General features: G+C 39.1%; 18 protein-coding genes and 1 pseudogene. 16 read left to right on the top strand and 3 right to left on the bottom strand.

All coding sequences use genetic code 11. The features are described 5' to 3' along the window. Positions 1-110: 110 nt before the first annotated feature. The 4 genes from AUF14_RS18135 to AUF14_RS18145 all read left to right on the top strand — a co-directional run bounded on the left by AUF14_RS18135 (position 111) and on the right by AUF14_RS18145 (position 3413). Positions 111-965 carry a glycosyltransferase family 8 protein gene (locus tag AUF14_RS18135; protein ID WP_049221096.1) on the top strand — a complete coding sequence of 285 codons (855 nt, stop codon included), beginning with the start codon at positions 111-113 and terminating at the stop codon, positions 963-965. Then, positions 962-1843 carry a glycosyltransferase family 8 protein gene (locus AUF14_RS18140; RefSeq protein WP_102866383.1) on the top strand — a complete coding sequence of 294 codons (882 nt, stop codon included), beginning with the start codon at positions 962-964 and terminating at the stop codon, positions 1841-1843. Before AUF14_RS18135 ends, AUF14_RS18140 begins: the two co-directional genes overlap by 4 nt. A gap of 44 nt (positions 1844-1887) precedes the next feature. Further along, positions 1888-2064, top strand: a complete 177-nt coding sequence (locus tag AUF14_RS22615) for a hypothetical protein (protein ID WP_193756254.1) — start codon at positions 1888-1890, stop codon at positions 2062-2064. A gap of 449 nt (positions 2065-2513) precedes the next feature. Beyond that, positions 2514-3413, top strand: a complete 900-nt coding sequence (locus AUF14_RS18145; RefSeq protein ID WP_227656380.1) for a DUF6544 family protein — start codon at positions 2514-2516, stop codon at positions 3411-3413. 66 nt (positions 3414-3479) lie between these two features. Here the strand turns inward: AUF14_RS18145 and AUF14_RS18150 are convergent, their stop codons facing one another. Next, on the bottom strand, positions 3480-4409 hold the full coding sequence (locus tag AUF14_RS18150; protein ID WP_102866385.1) for a helix-turn-helix transcriptional regulator: 930 nt from the start codon (positions 4407-4409) through the stop codon (positions 3480-3482). A 113-nt stretch (positions 4410-4522) separates the two neighbouring features. Between AUF14_RS18150 and AUF14_RS18155 the strand changes: the two genes are divergently transcribed. Continuing rightward, entirely contained in the window at positions 4523-5155 is a 633-nt protein-coding gene (locus AUF14_RS18155) for a type 1 glutamine amidotransferase family protein (protein ID WP_102866386.1), read from the top strand. Between the two features lie 51 nt (positions 5156-5206). Here AUF14_RS18155 and AUF14_RS18160 read toward each other — a convergent pair whose 3' ends face one another. After that, positions 5207-5617: a YjdF family protein gene (locus tag AUF14_RS18160; protein ID WP_102866387.1), complete on the bottom strand. Its 411-nt coding sequence runs from the start codon at positions 5615-5617 to the stop codon at positions 5207-5209. 263 nt (positions 5618-5880) lie between these two features. Between AUF14_RS18160 and AUF14_RS18165 the strand changes: the two genes are divergently transcribed. The 7 genes from AUF14_RS18165 (at position 5881) to AUF14_RS18195 (ending at position 13512) form a co-directional block, all read left to right on the top strand. Beyond that, positions 5881-6921 (top strand): LacI family DNA-binding transcriptional regulator, encoded by a 1041-nt coding sequence (locus AUF14_RS18165; protein WP_102866388.1) that lies wholly within the window; start codon positions 5881-5883, stop codon positions 6919-6921. Positions 6922-7022: 101 nt separating this feature from the next. Continuing rightward, the gene (locus AUF14_RS18170; RefSeq protein ID WP_102866389.1) at positions 7023-8318 is read left to right on the top strand and encodes a PTS sugar transporter subunit IIC; all 1296 of its coding nucleotides are present in this window, start codon (positions 7023-7025) and stop codon (positions 8316-8318) included. Between the two features lie 16 nt (positions 8319-8334). Continuing rightward, positions 8335-8793 carry a hypothetical protein gene (locus tag AUF14_RS18175; RefSeq protein WP_102866390.1) on the top strand — a complete coding sequence of 153 codons (459 nt, stop codon included), beginning with the start codon at positions 8335-8337 and terminating at the stop codon, positions 8791-8793. Beyond that, complete coding sequence (locus AUF14_RS18180) at positions 8790-11021, top strand: alpha-galactosidase (protein WP_102866391.1); 2232 nt, start codon at positions 8790-8792, stop codon at positions 11019-11021. Before AUF14_RS18175 ends, AUF14_RS18180 begins: the two co-directional genes overlap by 4 nt. Before the next feature lie 410 nt (positions 11022-11431). After that, on the top strand, positions 11432-12859 hold the full coding sequence (locus tag AUF14_RS18185; RefSeq protein ID WP_102866392.1) for a glycoside hydrolase family 1 protein: 1428 nt from the start codon (positions 11432-11434) through the stop codon (positions 12857-12859). A gap of 14 nt (positions 12860-12873) precedes the next feature. Further along, a complete protein-coding gene (locus AUF14_RS18190) occupies positions 12874-13188 on the top strand; it encodes a PTS sugar transporter subunit IIB (protein ID WP_102866393.1) in 315 nt (104 codons plus the stop codon). Between the two features lie 12 nt (positions 13189-13200). Next, positions 13201-13512 (top strand): PTS lactose/cellobiose transporter subunit IIA, encoded by a 312-nt coding sequence (locus AUF14_RS18195; RefSeq protein WP_102866394.1) that lies wholly within the window; start codon positions 13201-13203, stop codon positions 13510-13512. 55 nt (positions 13513-13567) lie between these two features. On the opposite strand, the pseudogene AUF14_RS18200 reads toward AUF14_RS18195, so the two are convergent. Beyond that, positions 13568-13995 (bottom strand): annotated as a pseudogene (locus AUF14_RS18200) (IS30 family transposase); the annotation flags it as partial. Positions 13996-14262: 267 nt separating this feature from the next. Between AUF14_RS18200 and AUF14_RS18205 the strand changes: the two are divergent. The 4 genes from AUF14_RS18205 to AUF14_RS18220 all read left to right on the top strand — a co-directional run bounded on the left by AUF14_RS18205 (position 14263) and on the right by AUF14_RS18220 (position 18410). Beyond that, complete coding sequence (locus AUF14_RS18205) at positions 14263-14973, top strand: GntR family transcriptional regulator (RefSeq protein WP_016178743.1); 711 nt, start codon at positions 14263-14265, stop codon at positions 14971-14973. Between the two features lie 254 nt (positions 14974-15227). Then, entirely contained in the window at positions 15228-16493 is a 1266-nt protein-coding gene (gene celB, locus AUF14_RS18210) for a PTS cellobiose transporter subunit IIC (RefSeq protein WP_102866396.1), read from the top strand. A gap of 60 nt (positions 16494-16553) precedes the next feature. Further along, positions 16554-17417 carry an ROK family protein gene (locus AUF14_RS18215; RefSeq protein ID WP_102866397.1) on the top strand — a complete coding sequence of 288 codons (864 nt, stop codon included), beginning with the start codon at positions 16554-16556 and terminating at the stop codon, positions 17415-17417. Between the two features lie 288 nt (positions 17418-17705). Beyond that, positions 17706-18410, top strand: a complete 705-nt coding sequence (locus tag AUF14_RS18220) for a GntR family transcriptional regulator (protein ID WP_102866398.1) — start codon at positions 17706-17708, stop codon at positions 18408-18410. The last annotated feature ends 93 nt before the right edge of the window (positions 18411-18503 follow it).

Consider the following 18503-nt stretch of genomic DNA (forward strand, 5'->3'; position numbering starts at 1 on the left):
GATAGGGGTATCAAAGCATAAATTTTGCTTAATCCATCTAATAGGTCTAATCTGAATTTTGTAAACAATGTTATTAATAGAACAAAATATTAGATAGGAGTGAAGATTTTATGTTCTCGAAAATCGAGGAAATTCCCGTGGTCACAGCTGCTGATGAAAATTATGCTCCTTATCTGAGTGTAATGATTTCAACCTTACTCGAAAATACTTCAAGAAAAACACCCATTCGTTTCTTTGTTATTGATGATGACTTATCCGTTTCTAGTAAAGAAAAATTGATTCAAACAGTACACAAGTTTTCTGATATAGCTGTTATTCAATTTGTGAAGGTGGATGAAAAAGTCTACGAAGATTTCTTGGTAAGTGACCATATTACAACTACCGCTTATTTTAGAATCTCCATGCCAAAGCTTTTGGCGAAAAAAAATTATCGAAAAATTCTATATATTGATTCAGATACCTTCGTCCTTGATGATGTACAAAAGCTTTATGAACAAAGTTTAGAAGGAAAAACAATCGGCGCGATTATTGATCCTGGCCAAACGGAAGCATTAGAACGTTTAGGGATTGACTCAGACGATTATTACTTCAATTCTGGTGTAATGGTGATTGATGTTGATCAATGGAACCAACAGCAGATTACTGAAAAGACCATTGACTATTTAAAAAATCATGGAGATAAAATCATTTACCATGACCAAGATGCTTTGAATGCTGTTTTATATGAAAATTGGCATCCATTCCATCCTCGCTGGAATATGCAAAGCTCGCTGATTTTTGATAAGCATCCAGCACCAACGCTGGAATATAAGCAAGCTTATGAAGCAGGACGAAAAAATCCAGCGGTCGTTCATTTTACTGGGCATGATAAACCTTGGAACACCTTGGAGGGTCATCCTTATCAAGACGAGTATATGGATTACTTGAACAAAAGTATTTTTATGAAGACGGTGAATGTAAAATGAAAAATAAAAAAATAACAATCGTATCAAGCTGCAACGATGCCTTTGCGGAGCATGTATCGGCACTTTTCGTTTCAGTTTTAGAAAATACAGATCGTTCAACGAAGCTTTTTGATTTTTATGTGATCGACGATGAGATTAGTATTGCTAATAAACGCTTGATGCGTGAAACACTCAAAGAATATGATGCAAAGCTGCACTTTTTGACCATCGATAAAAAATACTTTTCAGATGCGGTGGAAAGTGAACGAATTCCAGAAACCGCCTATTATCGAATTGCTATTCCAGAATTATTCAGCGACCAAGACCTTGAGCGAATTCTCTACTTAGATTGCGATATGATCGCTTTAGGTGATATCTCAGAACTTTGGGAGATTGATTTGTCTGATTATACATTGGCTGCGGTGGAAGATGCAGGATTTCATCATCGCTTAGAAAAAATGGACATTGCTTGTAGTTCAACGAAGTATTTTAATTCAGGCTTTATGCTGATCAATATGGAAAAATGGCTTACTAGCAATGTGACGAAGCGAGTAATGCAGTTTATCCATGATAATCCTGAAAAACTAAAATTTCATGACCAAGACGCCTTAAATGCAATCTTACATGACCAATGGCTGCAGCTTCATCCAAAATGGAATGCCCAGAGCTATATCATGAAGCGTGAGGTGGAGCATCCAGATCCTGAAGGTGAAAAGGAATATTTCGAGACCCGCAGAGATCCTAAAATTATTCATTATTCAGGACATGTGAAACCTTGGAGCCCAGAGTTTACCTCATCATTGAAGAAATACTACGAAGAATACGAAGAGTTGACTGCCTTCACTGACGAAGAAGAAGTTTCTGCAGCAAGAGCATCTTCAACTAGGAAGCTTGGCTAATGCGGTGAACTGCACAAACGAAATCAAAAGGAGGGAAAATCACGATGGTAAACGTATTTAAAAATACTTGGGATCGTCCCAAAAATCATTCTCGATACCATAAATCAAACAAAAAGAATGAAGCAAAAAAAGACAGCGCGGTTCGATCCTTGCTCTTTAAAATCCTATCCGTGTTCGTCATTGGTTTTCTTACTAAGAAAATCAAGGAACGAAAAAAATAACCAATAAGTATAACCTGAAGGCCATAAGAGATTTTCATTTCTCTTAAGGCTTTTTTGTTTATTCCCGTGATTTTGCGGGTCGTTAAGTAACTGATCCTTGCTCGTTTATCTCCCACTTTTGCAGTGCTTTGTTTGTATCAACTTACTATCATTAGAAAGAATCGCAAAAGATAGTAATAGTTACCCCTTAAAGGACGACAGTTTGTGGTTGATTCAATATATCAAAAGAGGATATGAAGGAAACCAAAACATTCATCTCTACCTATAGAATGTGGGTAACTTCTGTCTAAATTGAGTTAAACGTTCTTTATCGGACATTCAAAAACGTTTGATAACAATATGAGTGTGGAGAAAATTTGACTTTTTAAGCCTTTGGGCGGATGGTATGCATTGTGATTTCGTGTATAGTGAGAAGTAGGAACGAACTATTTATGAAAGGAAGAATGACCATGATACTTGTATGGGGATTAATGATCGTTTTAGCGATAGTTATTATCTATCTGATTATCCCAGGTGGTCCTGCTTGGAAGAAGTATCTTGCGGATGTCGCGTCTTCTTTTCAACAGGAAAACGATATTTCTTCGCAGCCATCGGTTATTACCGAAGAAGCTATCGCTGAGTTGCCACAGCTGCTAAGGAAATATTTAAAAAAGAATGGCTATGTTAATCAACCAATGATGCGTAATATGTATATTCAATTTGAAAATACGAAGTTTCGGATGGAGGCGGGGAAAAAAACGATTCCGATCGATTTTTGTCAGGTGAACTTTGTTGATCGACCAGACCGCTATGCTTTTTTAACGGCACGCATGTTTGGCTTGCCGGTTCATGTGAGAGACAGTGTTCAGGATGGCAAGGGATCAATGATCGGTGTGCTGGCGAAACATTTTCAATTGTTTCATTCCACTGGTCCAGAAAGGGATCAAAGCCAATTGATTACGGCACTGGCTGATGCGGTTTTCATGCCAAGTTTATTTTTACAGGAGTACATAAGCTGGAGAACGATTGATTATCAGACGATTGAAGGAACAATCAGCTGGAATGGCGTTAGCGCTACAGGGCGATTTACCTTTGATGATTCGGGAGATATTGTTCGTTTTGACACGGATGAGCGGTATATGGACGAAAATGGCAAGGGAACCTCCTTAGTTCCTTGGTTTGTTCTATACGAAAACTATCAGAGCGATGAAAAGTATCGCCGGCCAGGCTGTGTCAGTGTAAACTGGCAGCTATCTCAAGGTATAGACAACTATTTTGTTAGTGATCGCATTAAAGTACAGTATGCGATTGAGGCATCAGAGATTTATAAAGAAAGGGCGTCAAAGGTTTTGCCAAGCAGAATCTCTTGATTAGATTAAGAGGAAACAAATAGGAGTGCTCCGATATTTTTCGTAAATATCAGAGCACTCCTATTTTTAATTATATAAAGCAGCAATCTCTTTGATTCTGCGCTTCATTTCAGCGCGGACTTGCGGCGGCTCGAGGCATTCGCAGTTATTTCCAAAACTAAAAAGAATATTATAGTAGTAATCATTTTCAACAAAAGGGAAATCTACGATGTAGTGACTATCCCCATCAGGTTTAAAATTTTCGAACGTGCAATAATCCAGCACCATATCCATAACCGAGCGGTGAATGCGAATTTTGATCGTGGTTTGTACCGTATCTAAATAATCTGCAAAATCTAGCTGCGGTTTTTGATACTCCCGTGGGACAAAGTGTTCCTCTTTCATTTGCAACTTGGTCATACGATTAACTTTGAACAGACGAAAATCATTTCTAGCCAAACAATATCCCTGCACATACCATTGACTATTTTTTAGAACAAGCTGATAAGGCTCAATCGTTCTCTCAGAGCTTCTGCCATGTTGATTTGAATAATTAAAAGCGAGCAGCCGGTTTTCCTGTAATGCGGCTTTAATCGTTTCGACGTAGTGCTGAATGTTCCGATTTCCTATCCATGGACTTAAATCAACGTTGAACTGATCGATCTTTGATTCAATATCCTTCGCTCGATCAGCAGGAATAAAACTTTTGACCTTTGCAAGAGCGCTTGCTAGTTCTTTTCCCTGCAACATGTTGGAGAATCCCGAAAGGCTTGTCAAAATGGTGGAGAGATCGGTAGAGGAGAAGACTTTTTTATCCATTTTGTAATTTTCCATAATCTCAAAGCCGCCGCCTACTCCGGATGTTGAACGGATGGGAATTCCTGCCATGTTAAGAGTATCAATGTCGCGGTAGATCGTTCGCGAAGAAACTTCGAATTTTTCCGCCAGCTCTTTAGCGCTGATTCGCTTTTTATCTAGCAAGAGCATCGTAATGCTTAGTAATCTATCCACCTTCAAGGATTTTACCTCTTTTCAAAATTTTCTTATTGTTAGTTTAGATTGTTGCCATATAGTTGTCAACAATTGCCTTGTATACTAAAGCTATAGAAAGTTATTGGAGGCGGAAATTTATGAGTACAATTTATGTTTATGTGATGGATACGTTAGCTGACTGGGAATTAGGATACGTGACAGCAGAGCTGAATTCGGGTCGATTTTTCAAAGAAGGAGCACCAAAGGTAACGTTAAAAACAGTCAGTTATTCTAAAGAACCAGTCACGACGATGGGCGGAATGAGGATCGTACCTGATTGTGTGATTGCTGACATCGAGGTAGCCAAAGCAAATGTCTTATTATTACCTGGTTCAAATACATGGAACGATCAGAAGCATTATGCAATCATCGAAAAAGCTAGTGAGTTTCTATCAATCGGTGCTATGGTGGGAGCCATCTGCGGAGCAACAGCTGCACTTGCAAATTTTGGGTTATTGGATGAGCGTCCTCATACAAGTAATGGACCAGGCTTTCTGGAAATGGTCGCTCCTAGTTATAAAGGACAAAGCCACTATCTAGATGAGCCTTCTGTGGTAGGGGACAATCTGATTACTGCTAGTTCAACTGGCGGATTACTGTGGGCAAGACAAATCATCGAGCATTTAGAAGTCTTTGAGACAACGACATTAGACGCTTGGTATAACTATTTCAATACTGGTGAGACGGAACAGTTCTTTGCTTTGATGCAATCATTGCCAGCAAATCAATAAATCGCTTAACAAGAAGCAGCCCAAATCTAGTCAGATTTGGGCTGCTTCTTGTTAATGTCCTTTGTGCTTCTCGCGTTTTTTGGCTTGCTTTTGTTGAAATCGCTTGTCGGCATACTCGGCTTTTTTACGTCGCTTTTGCGATTTATTCGCCGCTTTTGACTGCTCACGAATTTCACTCATAGCCATCTGGGCCTTAGTCGAAACAACCGGCTGCCGCTTTTCGCGATTGATCAAACGTTGCATCCGCTTGGGACTGAGTTTCTTTTCAGCTGTTTTTTTCTGAGTAGCAACAGCGCCTGTTTGCTTTAATAGATGTGGCAAACATTTGGTCACAAATTCCCACACATCCGCATCCTTTGGTTCGGGACCAAAAACATGCCGGATTGCTTGGTAATGGCCATCGTCTTCAACTTCTACTAAGCCGCACCAAAAACTGCCATCGAAGTAAATCGTCAACTTCATGATGACACCTCCCTCTTGAAATGATTTCAAGCAATGGACAACCCGGGAGGGCAGGTTACTGACATTTTCATGCGGCGGACTACCAACCGCCATGTGTTTTTATGCTTAATTTAAGTGTACTAGGTTTGGGAAGAAAAGCAATAAGCTCTAGAAAATCGTTGGGAATTCTAATCAGAATTCCCAGCGATTTGACATTTCATTCGCCTATCTTTACTCTAGGGATGTATAGTTTAGTAAACAGTAAAAGGATAGGTGTAATCAAGATGGCCAGTATTAGAGATATTGCGAAACTAGCAGGAGTCTCAGCCGCAAGTGTTTCCCGAATATTAAATAATGACGAAACCTTTAGTATTAACGAAAACACTCGCAAACGAGTAATTGAAATCGCCAACAGCCTGAATTATTCGAAGGATCAAAATAGGAAAAATCGCGATGTGGGTGATAAAAATACGATTGCGCTGATCACCCGACATCAAATTGATAATGAAAAAAGTGATCCCTATTTTATGTATATCCGAAAGGGTGTTGAAGCGGAGGCAAAAAAGTGGCGCTTAAAAACATTCCGTGCATTTTCAATGCGTGATCAAAGCAAGGATATTTATCAACTGAGAAAATATGGCGCCGTGGTAATTATTGGAGAGATGACACTGGAGGCCTTAGAGAAAATTCGTAAGATAAACTCAAATATTGTGTTAATTGATTCTTACTCAGAGTATGCCGGCTTTGATTGTGTACAAACTGATTTTGCCCAAAAGACCCACGAGATATTAGATTTGTTAAAAAGTAAAGGGCATCAAAATATTGCTTTCATTGGCGGACGTGGAAGTAGAGTAAATCTCGATGGAGAGGTCGTTTATTATCAAGAAGAGATTCGTTCCGAAAACTACCGTCAATGGATGATTTTGAATCATCTAGAGAAATATATAAATGTTTTGCAGGACGAGTGGTCCCCTGGTGCCGGCTTAGAACTAGGGAACAAAATCGTGAACATGAACCCAAGACCGACTGCTATCGTGGTAGCGAGTGACCCAATGGCAGTGGGCGTCTACAAGGCAGTCATTAACGCAGGTCTGTCTATTCCTAAGGATATTTCGATCATCAGCTTTGATGACATCGAAATGGCGAAATACATGACGCCATCCTTGTCAACTGTTCGCTTAAATGCAGAAGAGGTAGGCAAGATTGGGGTCGAGTTGGTTAGAGGAAAATTATTGAATGTACGTGGAATGCCTGTTCGAGTTGTTTGTTCCAGTGAACTAGTACTTCGTGATTCAGTTGATGAATGTCTAAATAAAGAAGTTTGAGAATCTTTCAAACTTTTTTATTTTACGACTTGTGTAAACGTTAACTAAACACTTATACTTAAAACAGTAAACGTTTGCAAAAAAATTAAGGAGTGTTTTAAATGAAATTTTTAGACAAAATGGCCGCAAAGATTGTTCCGTTGGCTCAACTTATCGCTGACAATAAATTTTTATTGAGTCTTCGAGACGGTTTTATGGTTGCGTTTCCTGCCACAATGTTTGCTTCGATCATGATTATTATTCAAAACTTTCCGACTACCTTTGGCTTTGCTGATAAGTTACCAGAAGGTGTAAATACGTTTCTAAATGATTTCTTTGGTCCTGTAGGGAACGCTACAATGAGCGTTGGAACACTATTCATCGTTTTCGGGATTGGCTACCAGCTTGCGGATAAATTTGGGCAACCCAAATTATTTGCAGGAGCGATTTCGCTTTCTTCTTTCTTGATGCTACTGCCCTTTAGCAGTAACGATGAGCTAGGAACGATTATTCCCATATCAAAACTAGGTGCAGAGGGAATGTTTGTTGGGATCGTTACAGCGATGATCGCCACGATTATTTACTCAAAAATCAGCGCAGCTGGAATTACCATTAAGATGCCAGATTCTGTGCCTCCAATGATTGCACAGTCCTTTGTTGCGATTATTCCAGGAGCAGCGCCCTTGTTCATCTTTAACATTATTCGTTATCTGTTCACATTTACAGAGTGGGGGAATGCCGTTGATTTTGTTTATCAGATTCTTCAAAAACCATTAATGGGACTTGGGGGAACATTACCTGCAGTATTAATTGCTGTTTTCTGCATGCAATTTTTCTGGTGGTTTGGGATTCATGGAACTTTGGTAGTTAATGCCGTGATCGATCCAATCATGAATGCGTTAGCGATTGAAAACTATGAAGCCTATAAAGCTGGTGTGGAGGAGCTTCCTCATATTATTAATACGACCTTTATGGGTGTGTTTGTTAACCAAGGACTGCAATTGGGGATTTCGATTACCGCGGCTTTCTTCATTGCTCGATCGATTCGCATGAAGAAGTTAATGAAAACAATTATTGCTCCTTCAATTTTTAATGTCTCTGAGCCAATGACGTTTGGCTTACCGATCGTCATGAACCCGATCGCTTTTATTCCATGGATATTGGCGCCTTTAGCCTCTACAACGATTTCTTATCTAGCAATTTATATGGGACTCGTTCCACGACCGATTGGTGCAACAGTTGTATGGACAACACCGGTGTTTCTTTCTGGCTGGATAGGTACAGGATCGGTTGCAGGCGCTATTTTACAAATAGTCACTTTAGCTGTGATGGTTCTGATTTGGGTGCCATTCTTGGTTGTTATGGATAGAGAATATTTGAAGGAAGAGAATGAGCAGGTGTCAGCTGAGGCTGAGTAAAGAAGGGGTAGAACCAATGAGAGTGGATACATTGAGCTATAACTATCAAATGAACGTCCGAAAGAGACAAATTTATGAAGTCATTCATGAGGAGCAGCAACGCTACTTCCAATCAAATGGTTTTTCCAATGGGAAGTTTCAGGAAGGGGCAGAGATATCCCTAACTATGCCCTCAAAACTTGGAACAACGAAAATCTCTGCAATAATGCGGCTTTCAAAGCTCAACGAAAATGAGATCGAGTTGATAACTTCCTATAACAAAGGCAATATTATTCAACATTATATTTTGAATGAGCGATCTGCTTCTAAAACACAGGTCACTTATTCTGAAAGAAATACCTTCCATCAATCTAGAAATCAATATAGTTTCATCTTTCTAGCCTTACTGTACAAATTTTTTTATAACAGAGGAATGAAAAAACGAATGATCTATTTAGAAAAGCGATGTCGTATAAATGAGGAGGGTGCTAATTGATCGACATTTTAAATAACAATATGTTTCACCTGCATAATGAAAAAGTTAGCTATGTTATCAATATTTTACCCAACGGGCACCTCGGGCATGCCTATTATGGAAAGAAGCTTGGCAAGATTACAATTGAAGATATCCAATACATGACTTCAACGGAAAGCAAATCAGCAGGAACGGTTAAGTTCAGTCCAGCGATTCCTAATTTCAGTTTGCAGGATCAACATCAAGAAATCCCTGTTTATGGGACTTCAGATTTCAAAGAAGGTTTAATCAAGGTTTCCGATGGAGATGACGCTCTATACTTAGATTTTCAATACATCTCCCATAGAATTACAAAAGAAAAGCCTAGAAACCTAGCATTTCCTGCTTCTTTTGCGAAGGATGGTCAGGTTGAAAGCATTACCTTTTGTTTGGAGGATAGCTTTAATTACTTGAGATTAGAAGTGACTTTTTCGATATTCGAAAATTTAGGGACGATTGCACGTGGACAAAAGCTGACTAATCTTTGTGAACGCAAAAGAAAAATTCAACGCTTTTTAAGCGGCGCATTGGATATGAAAAATCAACAGTTTGATTTTCTTCATCTTTCTGGTGCATGGCTGAAGGAAAGACACATAAAACGTCATTCTTTAGAGCAGGGAACGGTCAGTGTGGGATCGTTGAAGGGAGCCTCTAGCCATCAACACAACCCATTTATCGCATTGCTTCCGAAAGACTCATCCAATCATCAAGGAGACATTTACGGAGCAAACCTGATTTATTCTGGAAATTTTTTGGCTCAAACAGAACTTGATGAATGGGACAATTTACGTTTGTTATTGGGAATTCATCCCGAGGCGTTTTCTTGGGAGCTAAAGCAAAATGAAGCATTTGAAACGCCTGAAATGCTGTTACATTATACCGATGAGGGATTAAACGGATTAATGCAGGAAACGAGCTGCTTTATTGAAAAACACGTGGTTAATCCAATTTGGAATCAAAAGGAGCGTCCAGTTGTCCTGAATAACTGGGAAGCGACGTATTTTGATTTCGATCACGACAAACTGCTTCGTTTAGCTGCTGAGGGTAAGAAGCTGGGAATCGACTGCTTTGTTGTAGACGATGGTTGGTTTGGGCAGCGAGATAGTGACCGGGTTTCTTTGGGGGATTGGTTCGAAGACTCTAGGAAGTTTCCCAAAGGAATAGCCACGTTTGCGAAGGATATACATGATCTAGACTTGCAGTTCGGTCTTTGGTTTGAGCCGGAGATGGTCTCACCAGAAAGTGAATTGTATAAAAAGCATCCTGAATGGGTGGTCAGACATACCAATTCTCAGCGAATAGCGATTGGCCGCGGTCAATATGTTCTCGATTTTTCTAATCCAGAAGTGGTAGAAACGATCTATCAGCAAATGAAAAATATTATCTCTACCACGAAGCTGGACTATATCAAATGGGACATGAATCGAAATATTACGCAGGCCTATTCCAGCTATTTAAAACAACAAAAAATTGATCAAGCCGAATTTTTTCATCGTTATATTTTAGGTGTTTATCGTTTATATGAAAGGATTTTATCGGAATTTCCTGATGTTTTGATCGAAGGCTGTGCAGGGGGTGGAGGACGTTATGATCTGGGCATCCTGTTTTATAGTCCACAAATTTGGCCGAGTGATGACAGTGATCCAATAGAACGCTTAGCGATTCAGTCTGGGACACTTCTGGGTTATCCCCTTTCTTCTTTTAGCAACCACGTTTCGGCTGCACCGAATCATCAGGTGCAGCGTCAGACTTCTTTAGAAATGCGGACAAACGTTGCGATGTTCGGTCCATTAGGATATGAGTTAAATCTTTTCGAGCTTTCTGAACAAGAGCAGGAACAAATAAAAAAAGACATTCTTTTCTATAAGAAGCATCAAGCGTTGCTGACTTTTGGCAGGTTTTATCAATTGACGGACATTCTCAATCAACCAAATGAGTATGGCTGGGCGGTGTATGATGAAGTCCAAGGACAAGGAATTATTTGTTTTTATCGAATCTTAACAGAGGCGAATAGCAGCAATCGAGAGTTTATTAAGCTTCCATTTGTAAAAGAAAATGAGAGCTATCTTGTAAATGGTGAAAAACTGTCTGGAAATGTAATGAATCGACTAGGTATTCGGAAACCTTATCAATTTAATAGTGTGAACGGAGACAAAGCACAAGTAAAAGGAGACTATCAGTCATTTGTCTATAAGCTAAAAAGACAGTGAACAAAATGAATTTAATAATATTATCGAATCATTTGATCTTCATGAGACTAGTCATGAAGGTCAAATGATTCGTGTTCGTTAATAGACGATTCTATTGCATATATTTTATTCGCTAAAGCCGACTTTGTTAAAAATCTGACTTTTTTATATAAAAGTATAGACATTTAAAAATATAGTATATATAATATAAATGATTTGAAGGAGTCGAGATGCCGGTGGTGATTGAATCAGGCGGAACAAAAAGTTAGTAGAATTGCTGACGAATAGAATGTAACCGAAATCAATGGTGAAAATGGTAGCTGTCTGTTAAATCTATCGAGTATTTCATTGTTTTTAGTAAACTGAATAATCGCGCAGGTATTATTGGCGGATTGGCATTAGCAAAGAAAATTTCAGGAGGAGAATAAGCGATGCAGATTAAATTTCCAAGCAATTTTTGGTGGGGGGCTGCAACATCAGGCCCCCAATCAGAGGGACGGTTCAATAAGGAGCACGCCAACATGTTTGATTATTGGTACGATATTGAGCCAGAAGCCTTTTATGATCAAGTAGGACCAAATGTGGCGTCAAATTTCTACAATGATTTCAAGAAAGACATTCGTTTAATGAAGGAGATCGGATTGAACTCGGTACGTACATCGATTCAATGGACGCGGCTGATTGATGATTTTGAAACCGCTACGTTGAATGAAGATAATGTTCGCTTCTATAATGACGTGATTGATGAATTCATCAAAAATGGCATCAAACCAGTCATCAATTTGCATCACTTTGATTTGCCAGTGGCGCTTTATCACAAATATGGCGGGTGGGAATCTAAGCATGTTGTAGAATTATTCGTTAAGTTCGCCGAACAGTGCTTCAAGCTGTTTGGAGATCGTGTCACGGATTGGTTTACGTTTAACGAGCCGATGGTGGTGGTTGAAGGAGAATACCTACATCAATTCCATTATCCGAATCTTGTGGATGGGAAGAAGGCGGTTCAGGTTGCTTATAACATTCAATTGGCTTCAGCCAAGGCGATTGCTTGCTTTAAAAAAGTCAATCCAAATCCAGCAGGTCGAATCGGAATCATCTTGAATTTAACCCCTGCTTATCCTGCCAGTCAGAAGGAATCAGATTTGGCAGCTGCTGAATTTGCTGATTTATGGTTGAATCAATTGTATATGAATGCCTCAGCCTTAGGCGAATTTCCAACAGGCTTGACAGAAAGATTAACAGAGGATGGCGTCCTTTGGGAGACTAGCGATGAGGAGCTCCAACTGATTAAGGACAACACGATCGACTATTTAGGTGTGAATTTTTATCATCCACATCGTGTAAAAGCACCCGAGGTTTCACCAGATAGTTTGGCGGTAGATTGGCTGCCTGAAAAATATTTTGAAGAGTATCAAATGCCGGGCAGACGGATGAATGTAGACAAAGGCTGGGAAATTTATCCGAAAGCGATCTATGATATTGCCATTAATATTCGCGACAATTACAATAATATCGAATGGTTTGTGTCAGAAAATGGAATGGGCGTTTCACGGGAGGAACGTTACCTGAACGAACAAGGAATGATCGAGGATGATTACCGCATTCAGTTCATTCAAGAACACCTGTATTGGCTGCATAAGGGAATGGAAGAAGGTTCTAATTGCTTCGGGTATCATTTATGGACACCGATTGATTGCTGGTCTTGGAAAAATGCGTATCGTAATCGGTATGGGTTTATCTCTACGGATATTCGCACACAAAAGAAAACCATCAAAAAATCGGGCTTTTGGATAAAAGAAGTTGCCGCCGTAAATAAAGTAGAAATAGTAGATCAATTAATTGCTAAATTAAATAAATAGGAGGATCAAGACAGATGAAAACAATTATGCTAGTTTGTTCAGCAGGGATGAGTACGAGTTTGTTAGTGACGAAGATGGAGGCCGCTGCGAAAGAGGAGAATTTTGATGCGGAGATCTTCGCGGTTTCATCGACAGAGGCAACGAATGTTTTAGCAGAAAAGAACGTAGACGTTTTATTATTGGGCCCGCAAGTTCGATTTATGCAAAAACAATATGAGGATAAGCTTGCTGATAAAGGTATTCCGGTAGCAGTCATTAATATGGCTGATTATGGGATGATGAATGGTCAAAAGGTCTTGCAGGAAGCCAAAAGATTGATGAATCAATAGGGAGGCTATACAATGGAACAACAAAATTTAGAGGCGATTATGGGATTGATCATTCATTCTGGTAATGCGAAAAGCGATGCGGTTGAAGCGATTCAAGCGGCTAAGCGAGCGGATTTCGTTGAGTCTGAAGCGAAAATTTCGGCGGCAGAAAATGCTTTGGTAGAAGCTCATCACGCACAAACAGGATTGCTAACGCAGGAAGCGCAAGGGAACAATATGGAAATTTCACTCTTAGCTGTTCACAGTCAAGACCATTTAATGACCTCAATTGCATTTACTGATTTGGCTAAGGAAATCGTTGATCTCTACAAACGAATTGATTAAAACAGGAAGAGGTACGAATCACTAAGATTTGTACCTTTTTTTTCGTCTTGAATTGTCAAATCAAGTGCAACACTTTATTAAAGAAGACTTCATAAGGTGTTTTCCAACCTAAACACTTTCTAGGTCTGCTATTTAATTTTTCAACCATCCGATAAATCACTGAATCATCTACCGTATCCATCTCTTTTGATTTCGGCAAGTATTCTCGAATGAGTCCATTCGTATTTTCATTTGTTCCTCGTTGCCAAGGGGCATGAGGATCTGGAAAATAAAAGGGCACATTATTCAAAGCTTCTGTAACTGCGAAGTGATTGGAGAATTCTTTTCCTCTATCTGGAGTGATCGTTTTAACCACCTTATTGGGGATGGGGATACTGCTTAAAAGTTCAATCATTTTCTCGCTCAATAAGCAGCTTTCTTTCTTGGCGCTTTTCCTGCTAAAAGGAATCGCGATTTTCGATCTGTCAACGTCACTAAACAAGCACCAAAAGATTCTTTCTCGTTCGATTATGGTAAGATGATGGTACTGGCTCATAATTGTCTTCCTCCTAGTAGTGTTCTCGACAAACCTATTCTAGTTGGATATTGATTATGAGTCATTTTTTTATGTGTTGAACTTAAAGTGTAAATTCAAGGTATAAAAGTATGAATCTATATAAAGTAAGTTTCATACTATTCTTAATAATTAGTATAGACCAAGTCGAAGGGGCTGGGCTATAATGATAGAGACAACAAAAGGAGGTCATTTCAGTGAAAAAATATATTCATATATCAAATGATCTAAAAAATAAAATCATCGATGGCACCTTTAAAGCGAATGAGAAGCTGCCTTCAGAAAAAGAGCTGGGGCTTGAATACGATGCAAGTAAGATGACCGTTAAGCAGGCGCTGGATATTCTGGTATCAGAAGGGTTAATCATTAAAAGACGAGGTTCTGGAACCTTCATTAAAGATTTATCAGACACAGAATTAAAACGAATCTCAATCACCAATCAGTTCCGCGGAAAAACGGCAGAGTATCCGCAAAATGAAGTAACCAGTAAGGTCCTAAATTTTTCAGTCGTTCAACCAGATGAAAAGATTCAAGAAAAGCTGAATATTTCAGAGGATGATTTCGTTTATTTCATTCATCGAGTGCGCTATGTTGATGGTGTTCCCTATGCTATCGAAGTCACCTACATGCCGATTAATCTGATCATGAATCTAAAGCCTACACATGTTAAGCACTCGATTTATGATTATATTGAAAATGGGTTGGGGTTGGTTATTCAAAGCGCTCATCGAATCATCACCGTCAGAGGGGCAACAAAAGAAGAGGCCGAGGAATTACATATGCAGGCCAACGAGCCTGTGGGTGTGGCAGAACAAGTTGGGTATTTATCGAACGGGGCTGCTTTTGAGTATTCTACCACCACTCATCATTATGATCACTTTAAAGCAGAAATGGTTTTAACAAAGTAGGAAACAGAATATAAAGCGTTACAAACCGGTTATTACGCGTGTTTGTAGCGTTTTTTTGTGCTGATATTTCGCTTTTTTGAAGCTATTGCGGCGGAAAAAATCTTTCAATAATATGGATTCCCTAACTTGTTCAAATAGTACTATCTACTATTTTATTTAATATATACTTTTGGATATAAATATGTAGACTTATACAGGTAAGCGTGATATTATAAGGATGTAATCGATTACTAAAAAATAAGAGGTGACGAAGAATGAATGGTTTTATGGATAAACTAAGTGAAAAAATCATGCCTTTAGCAAACTGGTTAGGCGACAATCGGTACTTAATGGTTTTGCGCGACTCTTTTATGTTGGCGTTTCCATTGACGATGTTTGGTTCCATTATTGTAGTTATTAATAATTTACCCTTTTTCAATGATGATACAAAAGGAATGCTGTCTAATTTATTAGGAAATGGACAGAATGCGACAATGAGTATCATGACGGTTTTTGTTACATTCGGTATCGGCTATTATTTATCTCAATCCTATGATGTGGAAGGTATCTTTGGCGGAGCGGTGGCCTTTTCAAGCTTCTTGATCCTGACTCCTTTCTTTATGAGTACGGAATCTGGTGAAACTGTTAGTGGTGTGTTGAGTCTCGACAGACTTGGGGCAAAAGGGATGTTTTTAGGAATGATCGCGGCTTTTGTAGCGGCTGAAATTTATTGCCGTGTAACAAAACGTGGTTGGCAGATCAGAATGCCGGATGGCGTTCCCCCTGCAGTAACAAAATCCTTCGCGGCTATGATTCCTGCAATTCTGACATTAACGGTCTTTTTAGTGATCAATGCTGTCATGGTCGGAGCATTTAATGCCAATCTGCATGATGTCATTTACGATGTGATTCAAAAGCCGTTGACTGGATTAGGCAGCAGTCTGCCAGCAACGCTTGTATCCATTTTCTTCATTCAATTTTTATGGTTCTTTGGTTTACATGGACAAATTATTGTCAATTCAGTAATGGACCCGATTTGGAACACCTTAATGCTTGATAACCTAGAAGCATACAAGGCAGGAGATACGTTACCCCATATTGTTACGAAACCATTTATGGAAACGTTCACTGTTGGTCTGGGTGGATCGGGAATGACGTTAGCAGTAGTGATTATCTTAGCTTTTCTAATGAAGAAAAAGCAATATACAGACATTGGGCGTTTGGCTTTAGGTCCGGGAATCTTTAATGTAAATGAACCGGTTATCTTTGGTTTACCGATTGTTTTGAATGCGACGATCCTCATTCCATGGGTCCTTGCTCCAATCGTTGTGACTACTTTAAACTATTTAGTGATGGCAGCTGGAATCGTTCCTGCGCCAACAGGTGTCTCTGTGCCGTGGACTGTTCCGATTATTGCCAGCGGTGTCTTAGCGACGAACTCTTGGTTAGGCGGCTTGCTGCAGGTGATCGACTTCCTGATTGTGGGAATGATCTGGTTGCCGTTCCTGCGAGCATTAGATAAACAACCGGATATGATTTAATCAATTTTTGAAAAGTATGAGCCAAGTGCTCATGCTTTTTTTCTGAAGGAGCAGATGAGAATGAATCTTTTTGTTATTGATATTGGCGGATCGACAATCAAGTACGCCACCTGGGATGGCGAGCAGTTAGACGCGAAAAAAAGTTTGCCTACACCGAATTCTTGGAAAGCGATGAAGGAGCAGTTCATTGCGGAGATAAAAAGCTCAACACTTGAATTTTCAGGAGTGGCAATTAGTTCCCCTGGTTCAGTTGATACACAAGCGGGAATCATTTATGGATTGAGTGCGATTGATTATATTCATCGTTTTGAAATCAAAAAAGAGCTGGAGCAGTTTTTCGGCTTGCCCGTCTCGATTCAAAATGATGCTAATTGTGCGGCACTGGCCGAAGTGTGGAAGGGTAATGCAGCCGAGGTAGCCAACAGTGCTTTTCTTATCATTGGTTCAGGCGTAGGTGGAGCCATTGTTTTAGATAGAAAACTATATGCAGGACCGCATTTATTTGGCGGTGAATTTGGGTATATGATCTTAAACGAAAAACGCCAAACATTCAGCGAGTTAGTCAGTCCTGTTAATTTGGCAAAAAATTATTCGATCGAAAAAGCAGATGGGAAGCACTACGATGCGGTCCATGTGTTTGATGCAGTTCAAGAGGAATTAGCTAAAAAATATGTCGATCAGTTTTATGCGAACCTAGCGATCGGAGCTTATAATGTACTGGTCAGTTTGGATGTCGATCGGTTATTGATCGGCGGTGGCATTTCAAGAAGACCAGGGGTTGTTGAGCGTCTTCGTAATGAAATTGATGCATTGCTGGATACTAAAAGAGCGCAAGATCAGACTGCAGAAATAATGAGCTGCAAATATTTAGCGGATGCTAATCTCATCGGTGCGGTGTATCAATTTATGACAGAATTTAGCTGAAGGTTGAGAAAGTAAAAGGAAAAAAATCTGATTAGATGAAATGGTTCGTCTTTCATGGATTTTCTCATTGCGATGTACTTTGCAAGACAGAGAAATTTGCGAACAATAGTCAATGAATTGAATACTTGTACGAGAAAGTCTTAGCATTCAAAAAGTGATGCTGAGACTTTTTTTGTCTTCAATTAAAAAAAATCACCGATTAATTAGCATATATTAGTATATAGTGTTTACAAATCTAGTGTAATCTATTAGGATATAAGTATATACAAATTATAGGAGACGATAGACATGCCTAAGTATAAAGAAATCGCGATTGCTTTAAAGAAAAAAATTATAGAAGGCGAGTTCAAGGAAGGAGAACTGTTACCAGATCAAGAAACTCTCGCAAGAACCTACAATACGAGTCGAGTAACAGTGAGAAAAGCTATTCAATTGCTAATTGATGAAGGCTTGTTGTATACAAGACGTGGTTCTGGTACTTATGTTAGAACCAATATCAAAAAGAACAACAAGGATGTCACACAAATGAATAGTGTATTCGGTACATCTATTCAAGAAGGGGTAGAGGTAACAAGCAAAATCCTCCGTTTCGAAGTACGATTCCCGACTGATTATGAGTTTGAGACCTTGAAAATTAAGCGCACTGATCCGGTCTATGATATTAAGCGTGTCAGATATGTAAAGGAAGAAGCAAGAAGTATTGAAACATCGATTATGCCTTTGAAATATATAAAAGATTTGGATGAAGACATTTTGATGGGCTCTATCTATAACTATATAAGAGAAGAATTAGGGTATGTAATCAGTGCTGCGCAACGAGTGATCATTGCTTCTAAGGCGAATGAACTGGATAGTGAAGAGTTCGGCATTGAAGTAGGCGATCCTATTTTAGAGACGAATCAAGTAGTATTTTTTGATGATGGCACCCCGTTTGATTTATCCAAGACAAGGTATCCATACACATCTGGAAAAATCGTTGCTGATATTAATTAAGTATTAAAGCTTTTTCTTGAATCTTCAAGTAAAGGCTTTTTTTATCGATAGAAAATTAGTGTATACAAATATAAATAAGTATTTACAAAAGCG

The sequence above is a fragment of the Enterococcus avium genome (assembly GCF_002891025.1).
GTDB lineage: Bacteria > Bacillota > Bacilli > Lactobacillales > Enterococcaceae > Enterococcus_A > Enterococcus_A avium.

Excerpts from the sequence above, each read along its gene's own strand:
- AUF14_RS18135 (WP_049221096.1), top strand. The coding sequence starts at position 111 with ATGTTCTCGAAAATCGAGGAAATTCCCGTGGTCACAGCTGCTGATGAA.
- AUF14_RS18140 (WP_102866383.1), top strand. The coding sequence starts at position 962 with ATGAAAAATAAAAAAATAACAATCGTATCAAGCTGCAACGATGCCTTT.
- AUF14_RS22615 (WP_193756254.1), top strand. The coding sequence starts at position 1,888 with ATGGTAAACGTATTTAAAAATACTTGGGATCGTCCCAAAAATCATTCT.
- AUF14_RS18145 (WP_227656380.1), top strand. The coding sequence starts at position 2,514 with ATGATACTTGTATGGGGATTAATGATCGTTTTAGCGATAGTTATTATC.
- AUF14_RS18155 (WP_102866386.1), top strand. The coding sequence starts at position 4,523 with ATGAGTACAATTTATGTTTATGTGATGGATACGTTAGCTGACTGGGAA.
- AUF14_RS18160 (WP_102866387.1), bottom strand. The coding sequence starts at position 5,617 with ATGAAGTTGACGATTTACTTCGATGGCAGTTTTTGGTGCGGCTTAGTA.
- AUF14_RS18165 (WP_102866388.1), top strand. The coding sequence starts at position 5,881 with ATGGCCAGTATTAGAGATATTGCGAAACTAGCAGGAGTCTCAGCCGCA.
- AUF14_RS18170 (WP_102866389.1), top strand. The coding sequence starts at position 7,023 with ATGAAATTTTTAGACAAAATGGCCGCAAAGATTGTTCCGTTGGCTCAA.
- AUF14_RS18175 (WP_102866390.1), top strand. The coding sequence starts at position 8,335 with ATGAGAGTGGATACATTGAGCTATAACTATCAAATGAACGTCCGAAAG.
- AUF14_RS18185 (WP_102866392.1), top strand. The coding sequence starts at position 11,432 with ATGCAGATTAAATTTCCAAGCAATTTTTGGTGGGGGGCTGCAACATCA.
- AUF14_RS18190 (WP_102866393.1), top strand. The coding sequence starts at position 12,874 with ATGAAAACAATTATGCTAGTTTGTTCAGCAGGGATGAGTACGAGTTTG.
- AUF14_RS18195 (WP_102866394.1), top strand. The coding sequence starts at position 13,201 with ATGGAACAACAAAATTTAGAGGCGATTATGGGATTGATCATTCATTCT.
- celB (WP_102866396.1), top strand. The coding sequence starts at position 15,228 with ATGAATGGTTTTATGGATAAACTAAGTGAAAAAATCATGCCTTTAGCA.
- AUF14_RS18215 (WP_102866397.1), top strand. The coding sequence starts at position 16,554 with ATGAATCTTTTTGTTATTGATATTGGCGGATCGACAATCAAGTACGCC.
- AUF14_RS18220 (WP_102866398.1), top strand. The coding sequence starts at position 17,706 with ATGCCTAAGTATAAAGAAATCGCGATTGCTTTAAAGAAAAAAATTATA.